This is a genomic window from Variovorax sp. WS11, from assembly GCF_010499245.1.
GTDB lineage: Bacteria > Pseudomonadota > Gammaproteobacteria > Burkholderiales > Burkholderiaceae_C > Variovorax.
Genome location: NZ_JAAGOW010000001.1, coordinates 776,791 through 801,204 on the forward strand (window position 1 = coordinate 776,791; position 24,414 = coordinate 801,204).

30 protein-coding genes and 1 tRNA gene are annotated in these 24,414 nt (G+C 63.0%); 3 read left to right on the top strand and 28 right to left on the bottom strand.

Annotated elements, in window-relative coordinates; translation table 11 throughout:
• Positions 1-18: 18 nt before the first annotated feature.
• The 22 genes from GXN78_RS03965 to GXN78_RS04070 all read right to left on the bottom strand — a co-directional run bounded on the left by GXN78_RS03965 (position 19) and on the right by GXN78_RS04070 (position 16,724).
• Positions 19-501 carry an NlpC/P60 family protein gene (locus GXN78_RS03965; RefSeq protein ID WP_106556836.1) on the bottom strand — a complete coding sequence of 161 codons (483 nt, stop codon included), beginning with the start codon at positions 499-501 and terminating at the stop codon, positions 19-21.
• Entirely contained in the window at positions 498-1,376 is an 879-nt protein-coding gene (locus GXN78_RS03970) for a DUF2163 domain-containing protein (RefSeq protein ID WP_106556835.1), read from the bottom strand. Before GXN78_RS03970 ends, GXN78_RS03965 begins: the two co-directional genes overlap by 4 nt.
• A 3-nt stretch (positions 1,377-1,379) precedes the next feature.
• A complete protein-coding gene (locus GXN78_RS03975) occupies positions 1,380-2,315 on the bottom strand; it encodes a hypothetical protein (protein WP_106556834.1) in 936 nt (311 codons plus the stop codon).
• On the bottom strand, positions 2,312-5,170 hold the full coding sequence (locus GXN78_RS03980) for a phage tail tape measure C-terminal domain-containing protein (protein WP_106556833.1): 2,859 nt from the start codon (positions 5,168-5,170) through the stop codon (positions 2,312-2,314). The genes GXN78_RS03975 and GXN78_RS03980 overlap by 4 nt, the downstream gene beginning before the upstream one ends.
• Positions 5,163-5,423: a DUF1799 domain-containing protein gene (locus GXN78_RS03985; protein ID WP_258186989.1), complete on the bottom strand. Its 261-nt coding sequence runs from the start codon at positions 5,421-5,423 to the stop codon at positions 5,163-5,165. Before GXN78_RS03985 ends, GXN78_RS03980 begins: the two co-directional genes overlap by 8 nt.
• A 77-nt stretch (positions 5,424-5,500) precedes the next feature.
• Entirely contained in the window at positions 5,501-5,812 is a 312-nt protein-coding gene (locus tag GXN78_RS03990) for a phage tail assembly chaperone (protein WP_106556832.1), read from the bottom strand.
• A complete protein-coding gene (locus tag GXN78_RS03995; RefSeq protein WP_106556831.1) occupies positions 5,812-6,462 on the bottom strand; it encodes a phage tail protein in 651 nt (216 codons plus the stop codon). Before GXN78_RS03995 ends, GXN78_RS03990 begins: the two co-directional genes overlap by 1 nt.
• An 85-nt stretch (positions 6,463-6,547) precedes the next feature.
• A complete protein-coding gene (locus GXN78_RS04000; RefSeq protein WP_106556830.1) occupies positions 6,548-6,904 on the bottom strand; it encodes a DUF3168 domain-containing protein in 357 nt (118 codons plus the stop codon).
• Positions 6,901-7,356, bottom strand: coding sequence for an HK97-gp10 family putative phage morphogenesis protein (locus tag GXN78_RS04005; RefSeq protein WP_106556829.1), 456 nt, complete (start codon positions 7,354-7,356; stop codon positions 6,901-6,903). Before GXN78_RS04005 ends, GXN78_RS04000 begins: the two co-directional genes overlap by 4 nt.
• A 2-nt stretch (positions 7,357-7,358) precedes the next feature.
• Positions 7,359-7,685: a phage head closure protein gene (locus GXN78_RS04010; RefSeq protein WP_106556828.1), complete on the bottom strand. Its 327-nt coding sequence runs from the start codon at positions 7,683-7,685 to the stop codon at positions 7,359-7,361.
• Position 7,686: 1 nt separating this feature from the next.
• Entirely contained in the window at positions 7,687-8,262 is a 576-nt protein-coding gene (locus GXN78_RS04015; protein WP_106556827.1) for a head-tail connector protein, read from the bottom strand.
• 2 nt (positions 8,263-8,264) lie between these two features.
• Positions 8,265-8,990 carry a hypothetical protein gene (locus GXN78_RS04020; protein WP_106556826.1) on the bottom strand — a complete coding sequence of 242 codons (726 nt, stop codon included), beginning with the start codon at positions 8,988-8,990 and terminating at the stop codon, positions 8,265-8,267.
• The gene (locus GXN78_RS04025) at positions 8,987-9,583 is read right to left on the bottom strand and encodes an NUMOD3 domain-containing DNA-binding protein (protein WP_146163042.1); all 597 of its coding nucleotides are present in this window, start codon (positions 9,581-9,583) and stop codon (positions 8,987-8,989) included. Before GXN78_RS04025 ends, GXN78_RS04020 begins: the two co-directional genes overlap by 4 nt.
• 79 nt (positions 9,584-9,662) lie before the next feature.
• On the bottom strand, positions 9,663-10,100 hold the full coding sequence (locus GXN78_RS04030; protein ID WP_106556824.1) for a hypothetical protein: 438 nt from the start codon (positions 10,098-10,100) through the stop codon (positions 9,663-9,665).
• Between the two features lie 52 nt (positions 10,101-10,152).
• Positions 10,153-11,631: a phage major capsid protein gene (locus GXN78_RS04035; RefSeq protein ID WP_181360548.1), complete on the bottom strand. Its 1,479-nt coding sequence runs from the start codon at positions 11,629-11,631 to the stop codon at positions 10,153-10,155.
• 16 nt (positions 11,632-11,647) lie between these two features.
• A complete protein-coding gene (locus tag GXN78_RS04040; protein ID WP_106556822.1) occupies positions 11,648-12,298 on the bottom strand; it encodes an HK97 family phage prohead protease in 651 nt (216 codons plus the stop codon).
• Positions 12,299-12,309: 11 nt separating this feature from the next.
• Complete coding sequence (locus tag GXN78_RS04045) at positions 12,310-13,527, bottom strand: phage portal protein (RefSeq protein WP_106556821.1); 1,218 nt, start codon at positions 13,525-13,527, stop codon at positions 12,310-12,312.
• Positions 13,527-15,263, bottom strand: a complete 1,737-nt coding sequence (locus GXN78_RS04050) for a terminase large subunit (protein ID WP_106556820.1) — start codon at positions 15,261-15,263, stop codon at positions 13,527-13,529. The genes GXN78_RS04045 and GXN78_RS04050 overlap by 1 nt, the downstream gene beginning before the upstream one ends.
• A 2-nt stretch (positions 15,264-15,265) precedes the next feature.
• A complete protein-coding gene (locus GXN78_RS41040) occupies positions 15,266-15,583 on the bottom strand; it encodes a terminase small subunit (protein WP_239142595.1) in 318 nt (105 codons plus the stop codon).
• A 239-nt stretch (positions 15,584-15,822) separates the two neighbouring features.
• Positions 15,823-16,179 (bottom strand): HNH endonuclease signature motif containing protein, encoded by a 357-nt coding sequence (locus tag GXN78_RS04060; protein WP_106556819.1) that lies wholly within the window; start codon positions 16,177-16,179, stop codon positions 15,823-15,825.
• A complete protein-coding gene (locus GXN78_RS04065) occupies positions 16,176-16,364 on the bottom strand; it encodes a hypothetical protein (protein WP_106556818.1) in 189 nt (62 codons plus the stop codon). Before GXN78_RS04065 ends, GXN78_RS04060 begins: the two co-directional genes overlap by 4 nt.
• A gap of 281 nt (positions 16,365-16,645) precedes the next feature.
• Positions 16,646-16,724 (bottom strand) — tRNA-OTHER (locus tag GXN78_RS04070).
• A gap of 107 nt (positions 16,725-16,831) precedes the next feature.
• Here GXN78_RS04070 and GXN78_RS04075 point away from each other — a divergent pair.
• Positions 16,832-17,620, top strand: coding sequence for a hypothetical protein (locus tag GXN78_RS04075; protein ID WP_106556817.1), 789 nt, complete (start codon positions 16,832-16,834; stop codon positions 17,618-17,620).
• On the opposite strand, the gene GXN78_RS04080 is transcribed toward GXN78_RS04075, so the two are convergent.
• The gene (locus GXN78_RS04080; protein WP_106556816.1) at positions 17,604-17,789 is read right to left on the bottom strand and encodes a hypothetical protein; all 186 of its coding nucleotides are present in this window, start codon (positions 17,787-17,789) and stop codon (positions 17,604-17,606) included. The two genes, GXN78_RS04075 and GXN78_RS04080, sit on opposite strands and share 17 nt — an antisense overlap.
• Positions 17,790-17,917: 128 nt before the next feature.
• Between GXN78_RS04080 and GXN78_RS04085 the strand changes: the two genes are divergently transcribed.
• Entirely contained in the window at positions 17,918-18,121 is a 204-nt protein-coding gene (locus tag GXN78_RS04085; protein ID WP_146163040.1) for a hypothetical protein, read from the top strand.
• A gap of 86 nt (positions 18,122-18,207) precedes the next feature.
• Here GXN78_RS04085 and GXN78_RS04090 read toward each other — a convergent pair whose 3' ends face one another.
• Entirely contained in the window at positions 18,208-19,254 is a 1,047-nt protein-coding gene (locus GXN78_RS04090) for a RelA/SpoT domain-containing protein (protein WP_106556815.1), read from the bottom strand.
• A 354-nt stretch (positions 19,255-19,608) separates the two neighbouring features.
• Between GXN78_RS04090 and GXN78_RS04095 the strand changes: the two genes are divergently transcribed.
• The gene (locus GXN78_RS04095; RefSeq protein ID WP_164255365.1) at positions 19,609-20,526 is read left to right on the top strand and encodes a putative phage abortive infection protein; all 918 of its coding nucleotides are present in this window, start codon (positions 19,609-19,611) and stop codon (positions 20,524-20,526) included.
• A 178-nt stretch (positions 20,527-20,704) separates the two neighbouring features.
• Here the strand turns inward: GXN78_RS04095 and GXN78_RS04100 are convergent, their stop codons facing one another.
• The 4 genes from GXN78_RS04100 to GXN78_RS04115 all read right to left on the bottom strand — a co-directional run bounded on the left by GXN78_RS04100 (position 20,705) and on the right by GXN78_RS04115 (position 24,399).
• Positions 20,705-21,457 (bottom strand): hypothetical protein, encoded by a 753-nt coding sequence (locus GXN78_RS04100; protein ID WP_106556814.1) that lies wholly within the window; start codon positions 21,455-21,457, stop codon positions 20,705-20,707.
• Between the two features lie 337 nt (positions 21,458-21,794).
• Positions 21,795-22,685, bottom strand: coding sequence for a toprim domain-containing protein (locus tag GXN78_RS04105; protein WP_164255366.1), 891 nt, complete (start codon positions 22,683-22,685; stop codon positions 21,795-21,797).
• Positions 22,682-22,879, bottom strand: a complete 198-nt coding sequence (locus GXN78_RS04110) for a hypothetical protein (RefSeq protein WP_146163039.1) — start codon at positions 22,877-22,879, stop codon at positions 22,682-22,684. Before GXN78_RS04110 ends, GXN78_RS04105 begins: the two co-directional genes overlap by 4 nt.
• Positions 22,876-24,399 carry a DEAD/DEAH box helicase family protein gene (locus tag GXN78_RS04115; protein ID WP_239142596.1) on the bottom strand — a complete coding sequence of 508 codons (1,524 nt, stop codon included), beginning with the start codon at positions 24,397-24,399 and terminating at the stop codon, positions 22,876-22,878. The genes GXN78_RS04110 and GXN78_RS04115 overlap by 4 nt, the downstream gene beginning before the upstream one ends.
• Positions 24,400-24,414 lie beyond the last annotated feature (15 nt).

Sequence of the window (24,414 nt, forward strand, 5' to 3'; positions counted from 1 at the left end):
CAAGCGCTGATTGCATGCTCATGCGGCCATCCCGGGAAAGCGGAAGACGGCCAGCAGCGAGGCGCCATGCCCCCGCAGCCAGTCGTCAGAGAAGCGGTGCTCGACCACCTTGCGCGGCGCTTGCGAAAACGCATGGATCAGCGACAGGCCGCCATGCACATAGTCGCCGAAGATGCCGATATGGCGGTTCGTGCCAAAGCGCATCACAGGCACGTCGCCGGGCCGGGCGGCGGCGCGCGGGATCTCGACCAGGTGCTCACGGCACTGCTCGAGCATCGATTCGTCCTCGGCCTGCCGGGCGTAGTCGCGGGTGTCGAAGTCGGTCAGCGCGAGCTCGTGCGCGACCAGCAGCACCAGCCCGAGGCAGTCGATGCCCTCGCGGCTGCGGCCTTGGTGGCGCCAGGCAGTCCCGAGGTGCGCGCGAGCCGCGGCGACGATGTCGGCCCCAGAAACAGGAAGGGCGCCCTGAGGCGCCCCGTTGAGGAGTTCGGCGGTCGTCACAGGTTCGTCCCTTCCGTGCCGCCCAGGCCGAGCACCTTGTCAGAGCCAGGCACCAGCGGGAAACCGCCGAAGTTGTTTCCGTTCGCCCACTTGGCGACGCAGTCCTCGTCGAATCGCTTGCGGCATCCAGGGGTCAGCGAGTAGGTATCGCCCACCGCGGGGTTGTATGGCAGGGGCAGATGCAGCACGAAGGCACCCGAAGCGAAGGAATAGATTTCCGTCGCGACGTTCTCGTTCTCGCCGCTCGTGAAGGTGATCACGCCCGCGCCGAAGTAGTCCGAAACCTCGGCACGCGTGCTGTCCGCGAACGCGCGCAGGCTGGTGACGCTCGTCAGCGAGCCGGTAACGGTCAGCGGGCCAAGCGCCTTGTTGCAGGCCGGGGAATAGGTCGTGCCGATCGATCCGAAGACCCACTGGCAGCCCTTCGTGAAGACGCGGCCGACCACCTTCTGCAGCGACTGGGTAACGCCGCGCACCTCGGCCGTGAAAGCCGATCGACCAGCCTTGACGTCGCCGATGTTCCCGCTCTGCAGGGTCAGGATGCCCATCGACAGGTCGCGATAGTTCACCTCGAACACAGTCACGAAGGCGCCATCCCACAGGCCGGCGAACAGTTCGTTTTCGTCGACGCTCTCCGCGGCCATCGTGCCGTTGACCTCGGAGTTCGCGACGGCGGCAGTCGCCTCCTGGCTGATGGCGGTCGGGTTGACGCCTTCCTTTGCGCGATAGACCTCGCTGTTGATCAGCAAGTCGCGCGCGCAGGCGGTGACGCGCACCACCTCGCCATCTCGGCGCTCGAAGCGCCAGCAGCGGGCGATGGTGGTGGAGTTCAGGGCGTAGTGCGCCTTCAAAGCGACGCCGATGGTCTTTGCCATGCCCTACGCCTCCCGGATCTCGTCGAGGTAGGCGGATGGCACCGACACCTTGCGGGCGTCGCGCTGGCCGGCGGCGGCAAGGCTCCAGCCCAGACGGTCGTCGCGGAACTGCACGGGCACATAGAAGTTGCCCGACCAGGTCAGCGCCTCGTCCGGCTGCGGGTACTTCTTGCCGGTGCCGGCCGCCGTGATCGTCTTGCCGGCGGTGTTCGTGGCCAGCGTGTAGACGTTCAGGCTTCCGCCCGTGATGGCCGTGATCTCGTGGCTCATGCCGTTGAGCAGCGATGCATGCGTGCCGGTCAAGTCCTGCAGCCAGAGCCGACCGCCGACCACCAGACCCGACAGCGCCGCGGCGAGCGTGACCTGCGTCGTCGCGCCCACCGTGACGGCGCTCACGTTCTGCGAGGCGTCGGCGACGAAGGTCACATAGACCGGCGCGGCGCTCAGCCCCGCATTGCCAGCCGCGACGCCGATCGTCACGGGCGAACCTCCGCGCAGCAGAGCCGGCGTGCCGTTCGGTCGCGTGAGTGCGCGCGCCTTCTTGCGGCTCGAGCCGCGCGCGGTGTAGAGCTTGCGGAGGCCGTAGGTCGGGCAGCCATTGCCGAAGCCCACCGTCCCGAACTCCACGCCGGCCATGTAGCCCTGCAGGGCGCCTTGGGTGGACAGGACAACGGAGTCGATTGGGTCGGCCAGCAGCACGCCGTACGCGCCAGCGTCCGACACCTCCCAGATGCCGAGAACATCCTGAACGCTCAGGACGCTCATCGGTTCGACGCCGATCTGCCAGGAACGCAGCGTGACGTCGCGGATGACGTTGACAGTCGCATACCCGCCCTGGTTCCGGGTGCGGTCGTTCTCGCGGCCCAACTCCCCATCCAGGCCAGCCAGGAGGACGCTCGTCGGGATGATCACGTCATCGAGTACGACGATGCCGGTCATGAGTTCCTCCGTGCGCGTTCAATGGCCCGAGATGCTTGCTGCGCGGCCTGGTCGGTCGTCTTGCGGTTCGTGCCCTCGGCGAAGGTCTGATTGATGGTCACGGCCATGCCGCTGCCATCCCCTCCTCCGGGCATGACCTTGCCATCCTGGCCAGGCATGAACCACTGTTTGCCGCCGGCCTCGAAGACCTCCCCGGCGCCCTTCTCGTTGATTCGGTACATGCTTCCTGCCGTCACCGGGCCGCCGATCGCACGGCCGGCGAAGTTGTTGGTGAACTTGAATAGGTCGTCCAGCCCGCCGCCCGAAGCGTTCGCAAGGGTCGTGGCCGCGCCGTTGGAGAAACCACCAAAGGCGCCAGCCGCGAGCCCAGCGATTGAACTCAGGAGGCCGCCGCCGCCACCCCCGCCGCCGGTAGCGCCGGTAGAGCTCAGGGCCGCGGCGGCCTCGGTCGCGGCGAGCGTGAGTTTGTCCAGGGCCGCCGAGCCCGTCGCAGCGCTGGTCGACAGCGAAGAGACGCCATTCGCGCCCTTGCCCTTGCCGCCGCCGAGCAAGCCACTCAATAGGCCGCCAGCCTCCCCGCCGATGGAGTCCTTCAGGAAACCGGCGAGCGGTCCCGTGATGTTCTCCTTGACGAAGTTGCGCGTCAGGTCTTCCTGAATCGATTTGAGGAATGACTTGGCATCGAACTTGCCGCCCGTCAGCAGGTTGGTCAGTTGGTCCTCGAGCCCCTTGAGGCCATTGGTCACGACCTCTTCGAAGTTCTTGGCCTTGTTCTGGGCTTCGTCGTAGTAGTTGGTCAGGGCTTCGGTCGCGCCGACCGTCCAGTCCTTCTGAAGCTCGAGCTTCTTGGTCCAATAGTCCTCATCGGATGCGAGCGCGCGGTCGTGCGCCTGCTGCTCGATTTGGAGGTACTTGTCGTACTCCTCCGACGTGATCTGGCCCGCGCGGCGCTGCTGGTCGAGCGAGTCGCGGCGCCCCTGCAGTTGGTCTTCGCGCTGGTTGCGTCGCGAATCCTGCTCGCGTCGCAGGTTGCCCTTGCCGAGCCCGGCGAGGTCGCGCTGGTTCTGCTTGGCGATGGTGTCGACGTAGGACTGAGCGGCTGCGGCGGCCTGCTCGTACTTGATCCGAATTTGGTCGAGCGCGTCGGCCTCCTGGATCGCCAGCACCTTGAGGTTGGCCGTGGAGTTCTCGCGCAGCTTGGCTAGCTTGGCCTGTGCGTCCAGAATCTTCCGGTCGTTGTCGATTTTTTCCTTGCCGGTCAGCTTCTCCTGCTGCAGGCGCTCGATCTGCTTTTCGACGGCGGCCTGTTCGACGCGGTCGTTCTCCTGGATGAACGCGCGCTTCTTGGCGTAGTACTCGGCCTCGCTCACCAGGTTGGCGGAGCGCTCTGCCTGCAGGATCTTCTCGCCGTTGGAGATGGTGTTCGAAAGGGCTTCCTGCGCCTTGCGAATCTCCTCCAGATCGAAGGCGAGTTGCGCCTTGGCCTCTTGAACGGCGCTGTTGTCCGTCTTGCCCTTCGGCGTCTTGTCCTGGTTCAGGCGGCTGGTGTTGAGCTTCGGCTTCGCGGCGGCGGCGATGGTGTTCGCCTGCGAACGGGCCTGCAGGCGCTTGACCTCGTCGTCGACGAACGGCTCCTTGCCGATCGCGAGAACACGGGCTTGGAACTTGTCGAGCTCGGCGCGGGCGCGCTGCGCGTCGTCCTTGACGGCGTCGCTGATGGCGTTGAAGCCGTTGAAGTCCAGCGAGGCAAGCGCCGCCAGTTGCGCAGCAATGGCGCCGATCTCGCGGCCCACCGCCTTGAACGTGAAGATCACATCCGAGGCAACGATGGTGATCGCCTGAAAAACGACGACAGCACCGTTCAGCGCGCCCTTCAGGATGTCGGTCGCCGCGCTGGTGCCGTCTTCCTCCTTGGCGATGGACTTCATCAAGTCCGTGATGTCGTTCAGGATCGGAATCGCGTTGACCGCGGCGACCTGAAGGAATTGCTGGACCTGCGATTGCAGGCGAGCCTGCGCGTCGCTGAAGTCGTCGGCGGCCTTCCCTTGCTGCTCGGTGATGTAGGCAGCGTTCGTGCCCTCGACCGCGTATTCCTTGAGGAAGGTCAGCAGCTCGGCGCCGGACTTGCCGAACAGGGCAACGGCATAGGCGGTCTTCTCCGAGCCATCGGCGAAGCCATCCATTGCGCGCGCGACGGCCTGCAACTGCTCGACGGGCGAGAGATCCTTGAACTTCTTGAAGTCCAGGCCCAGGCCGGTGATCGCATCGCCGACGAGTTTCGATTCGTCATCGGTCTTGGACAGCGAAGCGGTGAGTTTCACCGAAGCCGCGGCGATGGTGTCGATGGAAAGGCCAGCGACGTCGGAAGCCGTCTTCAGCGAGGAGAGGTTGACGGCGGTGTCGCCGATCTTCTCTGCGAGGTCTTGGTACTTGCCGACCTGGCCGATCAGGGCGTTTGCGCCGGCCGCGGTCGCGACAAGGGCGGCGCCGGCAGCAGCGGCAAGCGCGATGAAGCCGACGCGGAGACGGTTGCCCATCTCCACGCCGCGCTCGTAGCCCTCGGACAGCTTCAGGGCCGAATCTGCCGCCTCGAGCTGCGCCTTGGACGCGCCGCGCAGAGCCAGCGAGTACAACTCGGTTTCGCGCGCTGACTTGCCCTGCGTCGCCGCGGCGGTCTGGAGCTTCTTGACGTAGTTGTCGATCGACTTCGACGCGCGCGCCGACGCCGTGCCCATCGAGTCGCCAATGTCCTTGCCGAGGCTCTTGATGGAGCGCTTGGCATCGTCGACCCCCGCCTTCAGCTTGGTAGCGTCGGCAGAGACCTCGATGACGCCACGCCCGATGACATCAGCCATGTGTTTTTGCTTTCGGTTTGGAGCGCATCTGATCGAGGGCCGCGAGTTCCATCACCTGAAGGCAATCGAACACTTCATCGCGGTCGTCTATGGGCGTTTTCGTGCGGCGCCAGATCTCAGGCAGGACGCCGTAATCCAGTCCGGTCGGGCCATTGCTGCCCCGCCACTGGGTAGACATGGCCGTGAAGACCATCAGCGGGCGCCAGTTCTCCGGCCAAACCTCGGTCGGGGCGCGGTCGCACGCCTCCTCCACAGTCAACCCGAACGCCGCGGCCTCCTCGGCTGTCGGCGGCTCAGGGTCGGGCGTGTAGAAAGCGCGCGCGACCGCCCTCAGTTTTTTAGCCGGCTCTGCGTCAGTTCTTCGAGGTATGCGCGGTACACCGCCAGGGCCACGCCGATGTGGTTCTCCAGCAGCAGCACGACGTTTTCCTTGTTGAACTCGTCGTCCAGGCTCCAGCCGACGACCATCTCCAGGAAGATCTCGTCATCGCCCTTGCCAGCGCGCCACTCGATGAACTCGGCCAGGGCCTTTTTCGTGCGGTGCTTGAACGTGACCAGGACATCGACCGTCTCGCCGCCAGCGGTCGGAAAGCCGACCTTGGCAGCGAAGGTCGGGCTTGCCTTGAGGCTGAACTTGGCCATTACGACGTGTACCGGACGGGCTCAGCCAGGAACGACAGCGTGACCTCGACGGCCATGATTTCGTTCACCGTCAGGGTCGGCGTCTTGTTGAGCGAGATGTAGGCGTTGTAGAAGATCAGCGCGCCGGAAGGCAGCGTGATCCGCACGGCGCGCGCCAGGCGGTCGTCGTTCGCGGTCGATGCGAGTTGGTAGCCGGCGAGCGACGGATCGTCCGCCACCTGCAGGGTCAGGCCGCCCGCAGACTTGACGGTCGGGATGCGCTTCTGTGCATCGGCTTCGAGCAGTTGGTACTCGAGGAACTGCTGTTCGCCGCCCTGCGAGCTCGATCCCAGGATCTGGGACAGTTGCGTCCAGCCGGTGATCTCGCGCACAGAGCCAATGCCGCTTCCTGCCGGGTAGATGGCGGTGCTGGTGCTGACCACGCCTTCCAGGGTCACATCGTTGGTCGAGACCACGCTGGCGCGGACGATCTTGTCCGTCAGGCGCGACCAGCCCGAGGTGACTTCGAGGATGTCGCCGACGATGACGCCGTGCGAGGCCTCGAGCGTTGCCACGGCGGCGGCGGCATTGGTCAGCGCCGACATCGTTTTGGAAGCGCCGTAGCCGGAAGCGATGGCGATGAGTGCGCCATTGGGGAGCGAGATTGCCATGATGAACCTTTCGGGAAATAAAAAAAGCCGCTCGATGGCGGCTTGGTTGCAGTGCCCGGAAAGGGCGGGAGGGAAACGGGAGGGCTTAGCGGTCAGCCCAGATCGAAAAATCCTGGCGGGTGCCGAACAACTTGGTCTCTTCTTCCTGATCGGCCACGAAGGCGCCGAGAGGCTTGGCTTGGATACCGGCTGCGGCCACAAGCGCGGCCTCGACTTGGATGGCCAGCGAGTTCGCCTCGGCGCGCGTCAAAGACCAGACGTTCACTTGCATGCGGGCGTTGCGCTTGCTCGGGACCGTGGCCTCGAGGAACGTCGGCGCGTCGCCGCCGACTTGCTGATAGGTCATGTACGGCTTCGTCACGCCGAGCGGCGCCACGTCGGGATAGACGCGGTTGCTGACCAGCGTCTTCAGCGTGTTGAACACGGTCGATTCGAGGCTCATGAGGTCACCGCCAATTTCTCGGCCATCCGCGCCTTGCCGGCCGCGATGGCTTCATTGACCGCAGAAAACGCGGGCCGCAGGAACGGATGCGCGGGCGCGTTGGAAGTGCCGAACTCGACCATGTAGCCGTAGGGCGCATCCGAATGGTTCCAGCTGATCCGATAGGTCTTGGTCGTTTGGCTGGACTTCTCCGGCGAGTACGCGCGGTAGATCGACTTCTTCAGCGTGCCAGGCAGGAACAGATACTTGACCCCGGATTTCTTGGAGTTCGACCCGTAGAAGTAATGAGCCTCTGTGGAGACCGGGCAGCGCGTCTGCGCCTCCTCGTAGAGCACCTTCGCCATCGCCGCGGCGCCGGACATGACGATGCCGTCCTGGATGTTGGCGGCGAACTTCGCCAGGCCTTCGTCGATGTCGCTCTTGAACTTGGCCTCGATGAAGTTGCCAGCCATGACTACCCCGCGTTCGCGCCGGTTTCGCAGGCCAAGTCAATGCGCTCGCGCGTTTCCTGATCGTCCAGAACCGACCGAATGTCGAAGATCGTCGATCCGAGCACCGCGCGCATGCCGGCAGTCACGTCAGTCCGGCGACGGACGCGGATGGAGGCGCGCGCCACGCTCACGGGCGCGTCACCCTTCACCGTCTCGACGCCGTTCAGAAAGCGGACGTTCGCCCAGACCGTCGCAACATCCACCCACCCGGCCACCGGCTCCCCGATGTCGTCCTGCACCGTGCCCGGCTGCTGAATCGTCACCCGGCGGTTGAGCTTGCCGATTTCCACGTCACTTGCTCCAGATCTTGATCGTGTCGAGCAGAGAGCGGGCGCCCATGGGGATCTCGTTCAAGCTGAGCGTGCTCACGGCCTGGCGGTTCTCGTACAGGTGCCCGATCAGCAGCAGCAGGCCGGCGCGCGCCGCCTTCGGGAGCGTGGTGTAGCCGGTCACATAGCGGATGCGGACAGCGTCGGGAACGTCCTGCGTCGTCGGCCAGTAGTTGCCGTAGGTCGGCGCCAAGCGGCGCGCTTCCCCGTAAAGGCTGAGCGCGTATGCGCTCCCGGTGATCGTCTGCTCAACGCCTGCGGTATCGGTGTACTTGACGCTCGTGATCGTCGCGACCGGCGGCAGGTCCAGGTCGATGTAATCGTCCTCGTAATCGGGGAAGCAGTGCAGCGCCATCTCGAGCGTCTGGGTCGCGAAGGCGCGGCCGGTGTAGTGCTCGGCGAACTCGCGCGCAACCGTGATCAGCGCCGTGATGATGGTGTCGTCGGCGGTCTCGGCCGTCTCCACCCTCAGATGCAGCTTGGCTTCGGCCAGCGTGACCGGCTCCGTCGCGACCGCGGTAGTGACCTTGTACGCCATGCTCAGACCTCGCCGGCTTCGACCAGTTGGTTCGGGTGGCGGCTGTGGTCATAGGCCGCCTCGATCTCTTCTGCCGTGGGCAGCGTCGCGCGCTCGACGAAATCCACGTTGACCCGCTGCCCGTCGTGAGTGATGTTCAGGTCGACGCAGTCGTACCCGTAGAAGCGCTGCGCCTGCGGGTTCATGGCGTCCATGAGGCTCGTGGTCTTCGGCAGGGAGAGTTCGACCCCGCGCGCCGCGGCGATGCCAAGCCAGAACTCGACGCAGGCCCGTCCCTTCTCGGCGTCGTGCGCGTCGGGATAGGTGAAGTCCATGCCAAAGCAAGTGATCTTCTTGGCGCCGACGTGCAGCGCGTAGGCCACGGCATAGGCCGCGGTGCTGTTGAAGTAACCCAGCGGGTTCGCCGTCAACACGTCAGCCAGCGGAAACTCGACCAGGCAGGGGTAGTCAGGGTGCGCGCGGCTGGTGATGACCGGGCCCTGGTAGGACTTCAGCCACTTCAGCATGTGCGCGATGTTCGAATCGGGCTTGGCCGCGGCGCGGATCTCTTGAATCCGGACGTCGTCGAGGTGGAAGACCTTGTCGCAATCAAAAACATTGCCGAGGGCGTTGATGCACCATGTCTCGTCACAGAAAGCCTTGCGGCCGCCCATCCGCTTCGTGATCTCGAGGTATTGGCGCACCGATGGGCCCATGCCAAGGATGGCGACGTGGAAAGGCTTGCTCATGCCGCCAACCTCGGGCGCGACGCCTGGTGCCAGGCGCTCATCTTCGCCCTGGTTTCGTCCGTATGAGGAATGCCCTTGTTCCAAGCGACTTGCCCCTTGCCGGCTCCGTTCGCGCGCTTGGTTTCAGAAATCTTTCGACGCGTCTCCTCGGAAACGGTCTTGCCGATCTGCCATGAGGACATCTTGGCCCGCGTCTCTGCCGATGGGGTCTTGCCGAACCGAACGGCGGACATTTTCCGCTTCGTCTCATCGCTCAGCTTCACGCCGAGTTGGCTGCCAGCCGTGCGAGCGATGTTGTAGAAAGGCGCCTCCGAGTCCAGCCACTTTTGCTCCACAGCGACGAGATTCAAGTCGGCAGGAGCGCGGTCGATAACCGAAAACGCGAAGGCCGTCTCGCCGTACTTGTTCCACGAGCGCTGCAGTTTGATGTTGTGGTGCATGTTGCGTCGCAGAAGGCTCAGGTGGAGATCCCATCGCCGCTGAAAATTGATGGCGCTGCCGATGTAGGCCTTGCCGTTGACCGTGTTGACGATCTTGTAAATGCCTGAATTCATCTTTTCCTCATCCGAAAAGGTCGGGGTGCCGAGTTGCACGGCGCCGCGCGGGATGAGCGCGCGACCTTGAAATGAAAAAGGGGCGCCGGATGGGCGCCCCTTTCGGTGCTTACTTCGATCAGGCCGGGTTGGCGACCGGAACCAGCGACGGGTTGAACAGAATCGCCGTGGCCGACAGCGCGCCGACCGACGTGGTGCCGGTCTGCACTGCGCTCAGCTGCACATAGCGCTTCGTGCCCTTGTAGCCCAGGCGCTTGGACACTTCCTTGCCGGTGCCAGCCACGCGGGCGCCGGCAAGCAGGGAGGCCAGGGCTTCGGTGCCCAGCATGTCGGCGTCGGCGACGCTGGTCAGGGTGCCGGTCACGTCGCCCTCTTTCAGGACCAGGGTGACGATGGAGCCGGTCGTGGTCACCGAGCCGTAGTCGACGACGAACTCGACGCCGCCGTAGCCTTGGCGATCGATGATCGCGCCGGTCTTGGTGGCGTTGGCGCCGATGGCGGCCGGGATGATGGCCAGCTTCTGCTGAATGTTGCTGTGAAGATCGTTCGATTTCATGATGGTTTCCTTTCGTGGTGTCAGTGCCCCGGGTTGCCCCGTGGCGTGTTCATCAGGTCGAGAACTTGAGGAACTTGACCGCTTCGAAGTTCACGGCACCGCCGCCCGTGCGCTTGGTGCTGTAGAACACCACGTAGGGCTTGGCAGTGAAGGGGTCGCGCAGCGTGCGGATGCCCATGCGATCGACGATCGTGTAGGCCTCGCGGATGTCGCCGAAGGCCAGCGACAGGGAGCCCGTCGCGATGGCCGGCACGTACTGGTCGACGCGCGCCGGGTAGCCCAGGAGGCGATCCGGCTGGCCGGCCTGCAGGCTCGGTTCCCACAGGTAGCGGTCGCTGGTCGCTTCCTTCATCTTGCGGATGGCGGTGCGGACTTCGCGGCGCATGAGCCAAGTGGCGTTCTGCAGGTACTGGTCCTTGAAGGCGCCGATCATGTCCTGCAGCGGGTCAGCCTTGGTCGTGTGGAAGGCGCCGTTGGCGCCGGTCACGACGTGCTCGAACGTGCCCCAGGTGCGGGTGTCGTCCGCCGTCGCCGCCGTGGCGTAGGCAAACAGGCCGCGCGGCTGGCCGACGCCCGTGCCGGTCGTGAAACCAGCGCCTTCGACGCGCGCGAACTTGTCCGCGACCTTGCCGGCGAGCCAGCCTTCGACATCCGTCGCGGCGTCGTCGAGGATCTTCTGCGAAGCCTTGGGCATCGCATACATCTCGTGCGCCTGGATCTCGTACTTGCCCACTTGCGGGGTGCTGGTGTCCGAGCGGGTGCCCAGTTCCGAAACCCAGCCAGCATCGGCCTCGTTGTTGTCGACGATGCCCTCGAGCTTGTCGGTGCTGATCGACTGGACGTTGGCCAGTTGACGCATCGTGGACTGCTCGTAGATCTTCGACACCATGCGGCCCACGGTCGACGGGGGCAGCAGATAGCCGCCATCCGGATCCGAGCCGGCTTGCATGGCCTTGCGCTCGTCGCTGGACAGCGAGTCCATCGGCGTACCGGTCATGACGCGGAAGAACGCGTTTTTGTACTCGGTGTAGCCCTTGGCATCCACTTCGGCGGGGGCAGACTTGCCCTTGCTTTGGAAGTCGGCGCGCAGCATCAGGTTGAACTGCTTGACTTCCGAGGCCAAGTCGGCGGCGGCCTTTGCCTCGGTGTCGTTCTGCGGGCGGCCGGCCTTCTTTTGCAGGTCGTCGATCACGGTCTTGAGTTCGTCGAACTTGTCGAGTTCGTCGCTCAGTTTCGCAACCTTGGCCTCGAGGTCGGCAACTGCCTTGCCCTCAGCTTTCGCCTTGATCAGTTCATCGTTGGCCTTCTTGAATTCTTCGAACGCTTTGCCCTGGCCTTCCAGGACGTTCTTGACTTCGAGCAGGGTGACTTCGCCGGAGCCGACGAACGGCACGGCGCCCGCGGCGGCGAGGCCTGCGAGCACTTCAGGCGGCAGGTAGTTGACCAGCGGGAAGCCGGCGACGGCAGCGACGGCGGCGATGGCGGCCAGGGCCAGAAGGCCGATGGTCAGGTGTTGACGGGAGAGTTTCACAGCGATTCCTTTCGAATCAGGGTTGCAGGAGGTTTTGATTGCGCTTTGAGAGCGCGATGAGTTCGCCCAGCTCCCCGGAATCACTCCGGCCACTGACGCTCTTGATGCGGGAGACCAGAGTGGTCGCCTCGCTCTTCGACATGCCACAAGCATCACGCAGGTGGCGTTCGATTTCGGACAGGCTGTCAAGCTCCTCGATGGTCTTGACTGCCGAGACGCGCGAAGCGTCATTCATGGGGAAAGTGACCAGACTCAACTCGACCAGGTCAACCTTTTTGAGAGAGCGAACGCCGGTCACACGGTCGTAACTGTCATCGCGCGAGCGGTAACCGATCGACATGCCGGAAAGCGCGCCCATCTTCATGAGCTCGTATGCCTCGGCGCCGCGCGCGGTCTTCAGCGCGAGTTGGCCCTTCACTTTCAGGCCGACCGCGTCCTCCTCCATGCTGGTGTAGACACCGATCGGCTCGGCCTGGCGGTGCTGCCAGAGCATCGCAGGCATGCGGCCGGCGGCCTTCTGGGTGGCCAGGGTTTCGGTGAATGCACCAGGCACGACGATGTCGCCGCCCTTGTCGGTGATGTTGAAAATCGACCCGTAGCCCTCGAAGGTGCCGGTATCGCCGTTTGCCTTCAGCTCGCAGCTGAAATCGAGAGTTTTCGTGGTCATTTCTTTCCCTTTCAGACCGCTGCCGGCACAGGTGCAGGCGTGTTCGTCGCGATCGGCAGGACTGCCGCGTCGCCGCCGAACGGATTGAGTTCCTCGAGGCCGCGGACTTCGTCTTGCGTCATCCACGCGGGCGAGCCGCCGGAGCCGAGAGCCTTCGCGTAGTACTCCGCGCGATCTTTCGCCGCGCCGCGCAGCAGGCCGCCGGCCATGAACTTGAAATACAGGCCGGACGCGCGCTCTTTCTTCGTCAGAAGGTGCAGATCGGCCGAGTTTTCGACCCGCGCATACCAGGGCGACAGCGTGTGGACGACGTGCGAGAGGAACATCTGCTCCGCGCTCGCGTAGGTCGCCGCCTTGTCCGAGTAGCCCACCATGATCGGCATGACGCCGAAGAAGCGGCAAACCTCCTCGATTTGGAACTTCCGGGTCTCCAAGTGCTGCGCATCGAGGCCCGACATCGCGGTTGCAAGCCACTTCGCGCCGCGGTCAAGGATCATCGGAGCACCAGCGTTCTCGGCGCCGGCCATTTCCTTCTCAATCCAGGCCTTCAGCGCCTTGTACTGGTCGGGGCTCAGGTTGCCGTCAACCGAATACGTGCCCGACGTCCGAATTCCCTTTGCATGCAGCTTCGCGTGTGATTCCTCGGTCGCAATGGCCAGGCCAAGCGCCTCACGCGCGACGTTGAGCACCTCCATGCCAAGCAGGCCGTTCCAACTGGGCCCCTTGACGTGCCAGATAGATTCGCTCGGGAAGATCCGAACGGCGCCGCTCTTGCCGGTCACCTTGTATTCGATGCTGTAGTCCTCGTTCTGGACCTTCTCCACCTTGCCCGGGTCCAGCAGGATCATCTCGAGGATCTTGCCGCCGACGCCGCGGTTCAGAAACGCGAAGGCGTTGCCCATCGCCGCATGCAGGATCAGGGTCTCACGGAACTCGAAGGACGTCGTCCAGTCGTTCGGCGCCGTTGCAACCAGGTCGTACAGCGAGTGATCTTTCGCCGCCTGGATCTTCGTCAGGCCGTCGACGTCCGCCTCCCGGAACAGCTTGAACGGAACCTGCGCGCCGCCCTGCGACAGCACTTTCAAGCAGGCGAACGCGACCGAAACCTTAAACGCGGTCTCCAGGTTGATCGTCTGCCCGGCCTTGGACGCACGACCGCCATAGATCTCGCGGAATAGCTCGAGCGAGTTCGTCGCCTTTCGCGAAAATAGACGGTCGAAGAATCGCATCAGGCGGTTTCCCAGAATGAACGGCCAGAAGCGACCGGATTGAGTGCCATCAGCGACACAGCATCAAAAAGCGCCATGACCGGATCGATCTTGGCCTTGCCAGACGCCTGCTTCGTGATCGAAATCGCGTTGCCGTTGTCGACAGTCCTTGCATTTCCGACACACCAGGCCATCAGCGGCCGGGACCCATGCACCAACTCGCCGCCGGCCACCTTGCGCTCGGTGGTTTTCACCGCGCCGTTGAGCTTCCAGCCCTGCTGAATCGCGACGATGTGGTCCTCGTTGAAGTCTCTGGCGACCAAGGCGTCGACGATGTCCGTGATGCCGGCGCCATCGACTCCGATTCCCAGTTTTTCCGGGAGTAGACCGGCTTCTCGGACCTTGCAAACGATGCCGACGACCTGGGAAACGTCTAACCCGGGCCGCTGCACGATCGTCAAATCCCGTTCCTTCTGGAAGTCCAGTAGCCGAGGCGCGATCTCCTTGCGCCGCTCGAGCGCTATCTCATGCACCCAAGCATGACCCCAATGGAGCCAACGCTTGCGATGGACCGTATGCGCCGCTACTAGCTCGCCGGTATCCGGGTCGTTCTGCTCCGGCACTTGAATCTCTGTCGCCTCGGATTCGCGGCCGACGACCGCGACACCCAGCATGTCGTCCAGCCCGCCGCCGTCGATGCCGATAACAGCAACCTCGCAGCGCTTCAGTAGCGCCTGCAGCGTCAACCCCGACTCGCCTGACGCCTCCCAGAAATCCGCGCCGGCCCATCTGTCGCTGCGGAGGTTTAGGCCGATCTCGACGTTGAGGTGCTTCGCGAGGAACTTCTGGAACGACCCGTCCTGCTTGGCCTGGTGCTTCTTGAGGTTGTCCTCGAGCCATTCCTTGCTGACCGACCGCCCCATGTTCGGGTTGGTCACGTAGAAGTTCTCGGTCAGCATGTAGCCCTTTGAGGCCAGCATCGCTGGCGGGAACTCATACAGCACGCCGAGCGACTTCTTGTCCTCGATCTTGCCGTCCCGCACATCGCGGTAGTAGTCCAGCTTCTCCTTGAACACACCGGCCGGCGGCTCCTCGCTCTGCGTGGACAGGTAGATGACCCATCCCTCCTCGCGAGACACTTGGCCGCCCGTCGCCTCCATGAACATGCCGCTTGCATTGGCCCGGCTGCCGAAAATCCAGTGCTCGTCGACCAGCACCTTGCCGGACTTCTTGCCCGAGACCGTGTCGGTGTCCGCAGCCACCACCTTGAGCGACGCCTTGGAGACCCGGTGCGTGATCGTCCGGATGTGGTCCTGGACGTGGAACAGGGCTGCGAGCTCCTCGTCGGCGCGCACCATGCCGGCGGCCGGCTTGAAACTGTTGTCCGCAACCTCCTTGGTCGGCGCCAAGATCAGGTGCTCCTCTTCCTCGCGCCAGCACAGGATGACCGCCGTCAGCATGATCCCGGCCGCGATCGTCGATTTCGTGTTCTTCTTGCTGATCAACAGGAAGAATTCCCGGATCAGCTGCTTCCCCGCCTCCGCGTCATAGGCGCCGAAGATGGCGCCGACGAAGTCAAAGACCCATTGCTCGCTGCACTCGCCGAACGTCGGCTTGCCCGGAAGGTCCGTGACGCGCAGCTGTTTGAAGATCGCAAGCGCCTGCTCAGCCTGGTCCGGGAAGATCGGCGCCGGAATAATCGAGCGCCCCTCGATCAGCCGGCGCTCCCAATCAACGCAGGCTGTCGTCCATTCCACGGTCAGACCTTCCTACCGCCTGCAGCCACCAGTTTCGGCGGCGCGGACGGCGCGAACCGGCTGGCCACCTTCTTCGCGGCCTCGTTGCGCTCATCCTTCTTGCCGCTCTCGCCCTTCTTGGCATGGACGTAGGGCGCAGCCAGGGAAGCGGCCTGCATCCGGCGGGCCTTGTCTTCCGAGCCGTCGCGCATGACCTCCAGCAGGTAGTCAAGCGGCGTCAGTGCCGACAGGTCAGCCGCCGGAGTGGGCGCCACTGGTTCAGCAGGCTTCTCCTGCCCGAACGGCCACGCCGAGTCCTTCTTGAGTCCGTCCTTGTCCACCTTCGCCGGCCGATCCGCTGCCGGTTTCTTGGGCTTCCTGCCCGCTCCTGGTCGGGCTCCGCCCCTTGGCATTTTCTGAATCCTTTGATAAAACCTATTGAATTCGAACCCCCTCGAATTCAAACAACGCGATTTTTTCTCTGCGTGCTTAGGACATGCGGTCTAGGGCGAAAAGGGTCCAAAGATCGACCCTCCCCCTCCCCGTCAGGTTTCCGGTGCATCGATGTGGTGCATCGACCTCAGTTCACCTGACCATTCCGCTCTGCCGCCTCGATGCGCTGCTTGTGGGCGCTGTGGTGGTGGGCACAGAGGCTCTGCCAGTTGTTGCGATCCCAGAACAGGGTCATGTCGCCTCGAAAGGGCACGATGTGGTCGACCACTGTGGCCACCGTGACCCGGTCATCGAGCTCCTCGCACATCACACACAGGGGATGAGCCTTGAGCCAGCCCTCTCGAGCCTGCTGCCACTTGTACCCATACCCGCGTTGAGTGCTGGTCTTGCCTGCCCTCCATGAGTCAGGGTCAGCGCTCTTCAGCGTGGCCACCCGATTGGTGCTCAGGCTCCCTAGCCTGGGCTTGAGGGTAGTGAGCTTCATCCCTTGAGCACGTCGATCACGTCCAGCAGCTTCCTGTTCGCAACCAGCAGGGCCTCGATGCTCCCGTTCTGGACCTCTACCAACTCCATCAGGCTACCGATAAGCCTTGCTGCTTCACCGGGTAGGCTGTCTAGCTCCTTCTGCAGGGCGTTCATGTCTGCGATGAAGGATGTAGCGGAGGACATGGGGCGCTCCTTGTGTTGTGCCATCCCATCGGGCTACCCTTTCGGGCTGGGTGCTGCCGGTCGCGATACCCTTGATGGCCGTGTCGCAGTGGCGTGGAGACTGACGCCATTTACCCGTGGCGAACGCGCTCAAGTTGCGCGACTGAGTCGGGGTGGTGAATTCGGAAGCCCGCTTGTCGCAGGCGGCAGAGATCAGGGCTTGCATCGGGCCGACTCCGGTCCTGCGCTTGGCTCCGACCAACGCGCGGCAAGATGAGGGCTCTGGCTGTCACCGAAACTTGGTGCGATGGCTGGATTCGAACCAGCGACACGACAGCCGGGATTGGCCCGGCCGGGCTCTGACCGCTGAGCTACACCGCAGAAGCGAAAAAGTCCACCCCAAAGGAGGGGGGTATATCGGATGCCAGGAACCTCCCTAAGCTGCCGCTTCTCCACGAAAATCGCCACAAACTCCGAGGGGTGCCGACATGGCGGCTGACCAAGATTCACCGGCCAACTCGGTCGGCATTGTGATTGCGATGAATGACGTCGGTCGGCGACTCGCGGGGATTGAGGCGTCTTTAGCTTCCAAGCAGTCGGACTCCCCTAAGTCCAACACGGCACTCCTTGAAGTGCTGAAGGTGTTGTTTGGCGGTTGGCCTGCCTTCGCTTTGATTCTTCTCCTACTTTTCTACGTCCCACTTCGAGACGCGTTGAATGAGATTCCGGACAAAGTACGGAAAGCTAGGAATATCAGCGTCGGAACCATTTCACTCCAGTCCACGATAAAGGACGAGGCGGTGAAGCTCGGCACGCCCAACCTAGCCAATACTGTGCCGCGCCTGTCAGCTGATGCGACGTACATGCTCTTGCACGCTCCGGCAGATTCATGGGGCCTTATTGGCATGTATGAGCGCGTGAAGGGAGAGGGCTACTACTCCATCGAACTTCCGAATATTGCCGGCTTCACAGCGCTAGAGGAATTGCAACGGCACCAGTTGATCGACCTAGGTGGATTTGTCGACGACAAGGAGGTAACTCTCGAACAAGCTGCGAAAGCGCTCACAGAGTTCCGCAAATCACATCCTGCCGATGAATATCAGACAAAGACGAAGAATCGAGTTCGGTGGGTGTTCCACAAGCACGTCCCAACAACGACCGTTATTCCAAGTTTCACCTGGGAACTTACCCCCCTGGGAGCGAAGGCGGTCGAGGTGGTTGCTAGTGCAGTTCATGCCGAACTGCAAAGAGAGCAGACACCTACCGAGAAAAAGTGACCTTAGCCCGTCCTGCGTACTTCTTGTTGAGGTAGGCCAGCAGCGCCAGTTCCACGGCAGGCGGGATCACCGCACCACCGATCTTCACCTCGGCCTCGATCTCGATGTCCTGGGCCAGGGCGATCATGTGCAGGCGGATGGTGTTCGGCTGGCCGACACCGATCGACACGTCGACGCCTGTCAGCTTCTTGACGGGCTCGCCGTCAATGAGAACCTGAGTGCCTTGGCCGACGCCCGTCAGGCGATGTGATCTTGATGGTTGATACCATGCGGCACCTCAAACTTAGGAGAACGACGATGGCAGGACTTACCAACATGCAGGCTTACACGAATGCGTGCGAAATCATCAAAGAAGCAGCCGGTGGTGGAGCATTCAAACTGAATGGGCCAAGCGCCAACACAGACTTGGAGGTGTCCAAGAAGGCAGCGGAACGTGATGCCGCATACCTTGGCACGCTGATCAACAGCTTGGCTAAATCGATAACCGCGAAGACTGAATAAGATAGCCCGTCGGGCCGGGGCAACTACGGGCAACTGCAAAGTATCGACGGAGGAGACGGCAGACGCGGGGGTTTGCGATGCGGCCGTTATCGAGTGCGCACGCCCATGATTCGCTGTACCTGCTTCACGAACAGCGTTGTGTCCAGGAAGTAGTTTGGATACGCGCGCTTGAGCGCCGCGACCGACTCAACCGAAACCAACACGACCTGATCGCGGGAGTTCGCAGGGATCGTGGCTTCGAGCTTCGTGTATCTGTCATTCGCCATCTTGGATTCGTCCGCCCGGAACCCGACAAGCTCAACCCTCGACGAATCAGGCCTTAGGTGCACAAGGAAGTACTTCTTGTCCTTCTGCTTCCCGACATGCTCGAGCGTCGCGTTGTAGCTTTGCAAGAGCGGGAGAACTCGAAGATCAACTGATAGCGAGCGAATTTCCTTCACCAACTCCGAGTGGTCACTTGGCACCCCCGGGACCGGCGCGCTCTTCTCGAGAAGTGCGAAATCTGACGAAACCAGCGAGAAAAAGCGGAGCCAATCGCGCTCGCCCTGATTCGACTTGAGCGCTTGACGAGTGAACGTTCCCACAGCCTCAACGGCGGTCGCCCAGCTATGTTGCAGCGCACTGCGCATCTGGATCTCAATCTTGAGATCCTTGTAGCATTCCTTGTCCGCCCCAGATGGGAAGTACTTATAGATCAGATGAATGCTTCTGTACCCGTCGCTCTTTGGGCTCTCAATGTAGTTCTTGAAACCCGTATTCGAGTGCGAATACTCACGAGTCGCGTAAATGGCATGAAGCTTTCTGACGGCATCAATGCCCGGGAGAATGCAGCGGCAGCCTCCAATGTCCTGCATCTGCGACAGATGCATGTTTTCCTGTCTGCTCAGCTTGGCGTGGATGGATTCAAGTCGCTTCGTGCGCTGGGCAGTCAATGCGTTCCCACTCACCTTCGCAGACCGATTTCTCAAGGTCATGTGCAAGAGGTTCAGCGGATAGCTGTGCGATGCGCGCCAGTTGTTAATCACCTCAAGTGCTCGGATCATTTCTGCCGAATGAACAGAGGGACCCACTACCAGCGTGCGCCCCGCGGCGTTGACAACAGAACGATCGAACAACGGAACAGCATGAGCCATAAGCGGAGCATCCAAAAAAGATGCCGCATCGTACTTGACCCCATCACGGCTGCGATCGGTACGACCTGGCGTGGCCTTTCGGCTGCTATCACAGGTCCGCGACTCGCATGCGTCATGGGGCCAACGAAAAAGCCCCGGCTGTTTCCAGTCGGGGCAAGAAGGTCGGTGGTCTCGACCTTGGAGAAGGGTTCTCCAGAGAGAGGCTTCATCATGGGCGCGTTGAGGACTCCCTTCAACGTCCCTTCGCAGCGGAAACCATGCGGCGATCGCCGAACCGGAACTAATGCACAGTTCGCGTCGAAATTTGCTTGGCCCCCGACTTCCTGCCTCAGGACCGTAGCCAAACTAGCCGGCATGTCCCAGAAAGAAGACTCGTACTCCGACGACGACCTGCACCTGCACGCGGGCTACATCGTGGTCACCGCCCTTGTTGTCGCGCTGCTGGTCCTGGTCGCCTATCTGTGGCGATTTGGAGGAATGCCAATCTCCGACCAAACCGGTAGCTGGGGCGAATTCGGCGACTACTTCGGCGGCGTCATGAACCCGATCATTGGGCTGGCGACCGTGTTTCTGGTTTTCATCACGTTCACGCTCCAGCGCAGGGAACTACGAGCCTCACTGGCGGAGCTGAAGCGTTCGAACCAAAGCGCAGCAGTTCAAAGCTTCGAGCAGTCGCTCTTCGCATGGCTGGGCAACTATCACTCACTGGTCGGCGCGATCGAGTGGAACGACACGGCCGGCCGCGCCGCCTTACGAACCATGTTCTCCAATTGGATTCGGGCGGACTTTCGGGCGGACCGCGGAGACTATGCGACCGATGCCGCCAGGATCGAAGGTTTTGAGGTGATCCTCGAACGAGCTCTTGAACAACACGAGGACATCTTCAGCGAGAACCGATCCAGCCTGGACGCCCCCCTTCGTACTCTCTTTCGCCTCGTCAGTTGGATCGACGAACACAAGGACTTGAACTTACGCGAAAAGTGGCACTACGTTGCGCTAGTAAGGGCACAGTTGTCTTGGATCGAACTCATTTTTCTTTTCTACAACGCGTTGGGCCCGCGAGGAGAGAAGTTCGCGAAGCTCTACAACAAGTATGCGATCCTGGACAACCTCGCAGTCGGCGCCGACCCCCTCATCGATGAAGCGGCGATCATCGTTGCCCGAATCCACGATGGCGAGATCAATGATCCCATTCCATCCCTCAAGGCGCTAAAGCCGACTGCTTTCGCCTCACTGCTCGCACGACGCGCGCTCGGCCTTCCCGAAGGGTAGATTGCTGAGAAAAGCCGCCGGGCGCGGATGCGGGGCGACTTGAGGGCGAGCGGAGCCATCGCGGTCGGCTCATCAGGCTTTCACCTGGGAGAAGTTCAGGCAGCGGTGTGTTGCTGCGGTCGAGGGCGAGATGCCAGTGTGTCGGCCTCTGCGGTCTCGCGCCGCAGTCTAACACAGGCTACCCGCGGTGTGCACTCGCAGTGAACCTCTTGATCTGCTGCATCGCCCGGTGCTTGGCGTCGATCATGGCGCGCTCAAGCTGGCGGCCATCCTGGCAATGCTTGTCGTCGAACGGCAGAGGGCGCTCCCCTGTGCCGCTGCAGGCCTTGCAGCATCGCACTGAGCCCCGACCTCCCACCGGCACGGGGTCGAGCTTCGTGCCCAGGCAGGTCGGGCAGCGATGGTCGAGCCACCACGCCAGCATCGACAGCGCCTTGGACTCCGGGCTCCGGATGTTGTGATTCGTTCCCCAGGCGATGAGCGCCTTCTGCGCCATGGGCAATGTGCGGACGCGGCCGATCAGGCGCACGCGCTCCTTCTCGTACCACTCCTCCGCCTGAGTCTGGGCCATGCGACGGCGCTGCTTCGGCGTGGTCTCGACGGCCTTGACCTGGCCGTTGGGTTCCCGCACCGGCTCGCCCTCCTCGTCCAGGACGTCGACGCGTAGCGGCATCACGCTGGCCAGGGCCACGATGTCATGCTCGCGCGGCACCCGCGGCTGCTCCGAGGTGTCCCATTCGCTTTCCAGAGCGATCAACGCCCTGCCGAGGACGAATTCGAGCTTCCGGCCAGTCCACCCGGCCGCAGCCAGGAGCTCAAGCGTGCCGATGCGGCCGCCGTCGTCGTCCATCTTGGTCGGAACCAGGTTGGAGCTGTTGATGGCGCGGCTGAGGCGCTCATCGATTGCGGGACGATCTTCGGTTTCTGACATCAGCACTCCTTAACTAAACAAACACCTCGTTGAACCCAAATACCTGGAATCCGGATTCAGCTTCGATTGAAGACCCTGTGGACTGCGCAAAGCACCCCTACCCGCAGGATTGCGAGAGGCGTGCCTTGCGCATTCAGCCGCGACCGTTAGCCCCGCTTCAGCGCCGTGTGGTTGGCCGATGCGCCCCACACGAACCCCAGACTGTCATCACCGCATCGGTGATCTGCGCACGCTCTAGGGACCAGCACCCACGTTCCGACTTTGCACACCCGGGTAGTCGGTTTACAGCCTGCGCGCCCGCGTATTGAGCCGCTCGCGCAGACCGGGCATGTGCGGCCTACGGCACGGTTTGCGCCTCGTGCATGCGCACCTTCATCAAAAGTGAGCAGACGGTCAGCAGACCTTCCCGCTTGTGCAGATCGTTGGCATCGTCACCAAGCGTCGGGCTCATGCAGTACGGCAACCCCGTCTCCTTCGCCGCGCGCTCCCCTGCCCCGCTCTTGTCGTTGTCGGCGAAGACGTAGCGCCGGCCGGACTTGAGCAGCGACGCGACGTGAACAAGGTTTGAGTCGCTGAAGGTCACAAGCACCACAGCGTTGAGGCGCATCTGGCGTGCGGCCATTTCGATCGAAAGACCCGTGGCATAGCCTTCACAGAGGAAGAACTCGCCCATGCGCGGCCCCAGACGCAACACGGCGCCGCGCGCCTGCATGCCGTAGCTCATCTTCTTGTGCCAGCGGAACTTGCCGGGCTCCTCCTCGGTGTCGGTCCACCGAATGATCTGGGCGCCCCTGAGCTCGTTCGTCGCGAAGTCCCTCATGGGCACCAACAGGGCCCCATCAGGCAGGCACAGCCCCTGAGCGTCGCCAAGCCCTTTGCGGAACAGGTAGTCGTGCTGACCAGGGACTGCGGTGCGCATCAGCTCCGCGGCCTTCAGTGCAGCCTTGCGGTGGCCCTCGCGCTCAGCGGCGCGCATGGCGTCGCGCTTCGCCCTCCAGGCCCGCTTTTCCTCTTCGGTCCAGGGCTTGGCGTCGGGGTCGTCGTACCAGTGCACGCGGGCATCACCGTCCCACGCATATACCCAGCCCCGCTGCCCATCCCACAGATAGGCGCCGTTCTTGCTCTTCGGCTTCTCGGTCGTGCCGCACCGCCGGATTTTGCTGGAGGGCTCAAGCTTCGCCGGATCGATCTCGATGCCGTGCGCGCGAGCGAACTGGATGAAACTCACGCTGACGCCTCCGGCTTGTAGCCCGGGCAATCGTCGCGCCGGCATTCATCGACTTCGGGCACGTCCTTTCCCTGCGTTGGATCCCACAGCAAAAAGCCAGTGACGGGCATCCGCAGACGATCGATGCCGAAGAACTTCGCCAGCTCGGGCGGGTGCTCTTCATACGCTAGCTTGCAGCGCTCGCATTTGGTCATGCCGCCACCGCCTGCTTCTTGCGCGCCGCGGCAGCTGCAATGTGGAGGCTCTGGCGCTTGCCCTTGAGCCGCTTGGCGAGCTCCGCCGACACCGGCACAACAGGTGCCGAGTCAGCGTGCCATGAAGAAGGCGGCGGGCTGCCCGTGATCTCCTTGAACTGCATGTACGGGTAACCGGACTTCGACTTGACCCAATCGGTGTTCCTGGCGAACGTGCAGAGCTGGCGCCAGAGGTGCAGCTTGTCGTCGGCCAGCTTCTTCTTGTTGAGCACGACCTCCTTCATCGCTCCGGCCTCGTGACCGATGAGCGACTGGGCGACGATCTCGAAGCCGCAGGACATGCACCGCTGACGGAAAGGCTTGTAGCTGCACTTCGGACAGCCGGTGCGCTCCCGCTCATCCTTGCCCTCAGGTCGAATCGCCTTGTCGAGCGCCTCACCCTTATCGAGCGAAGCCAGACCGTCGAAGTAGATCGTGGTGAAGTCCTCGGCGAAGCGGGTGATGTTGCCGCTGTGATCCAGCAGTAGGCAGTCGGTCTTGCCGGTCTCCGGCGACGATCGCAAGCCCCGGCCCCACATCTGGATTGCGGTGGAGAGCGATTTCCGCAGAGGCCGGCAGTCCACCACGCAGCCGACGTCCTGCACGTCAAAGCCTTTGGCCAAGGCCTCCACTGAGATCAACACGCGCACGACCGAGTCGGGCTTGCTGAACTCCTTGACCAAGCCCTTGCGAACTGGCGGTGTGGTGTCCTGCGTGAACGTTGCCGCGAGCACTCCAGCCTCGTTGAAATGCCGGCAGAGTTCTTCGCAGTGGGCAATCGTTGCCCCGAAGACGATCGTCTTCCGGCCCTCGGCATGGCGCAGCCATTCGGACACAACGTCGCCGATGATCTCCATGCCGCGCGCACCGGCTTCGCCTTGCTGCCACTCGCCGAAGTTGTCGACCTTGGCGCCGTCCATGTCCGGCTTCTGGCAGGACAGCACGCGCATCGGCACCAGAATGCCTTCCAGAGTCAGCTCGTGCATCGTTGCAGGAGCCACCAAGTTCGTGAAGATCTTGCCGAGGCCGCGGGAGAACGGCGTGGCGGAAAGGCCGATGACCCGTACGCCCTCCTCTTCGGCCTTCTTGACCCACGTCTCGCGCATCGTGTGCGCCTCGTCGACGATAAGGACGTCGGTCTTCGGCCAGCCCCGGCTTTCGATGGTCTGCACGCTGGCAATCTGAAGCGGCTTCGACCAGTCCTGCCGGTGGTGGTCGCCCTGGATGACACCGTGGTCTGTCAACCCATACTCGTCGGCGCGGGCGCTGGTCTGGTCTATCAGCGTGATCCGGTCGCACAGGAACGTCGCGCGCTTGCCCTGCTTGAGCGCCTTGTGCGCAATGCGCAGGCCCAAATACGTCTTGCCCCCACCCGTGGGCGCCATGAGCATTTGATTCTTGTGGCCGGCAAGGATGCCCTCGGCGATGTTCTTCATGGCCTGGGCCTGGAACGGGCGCGGCGGCTTGAAGCCGGCGGGCACCTCGTTTTCGAAGAG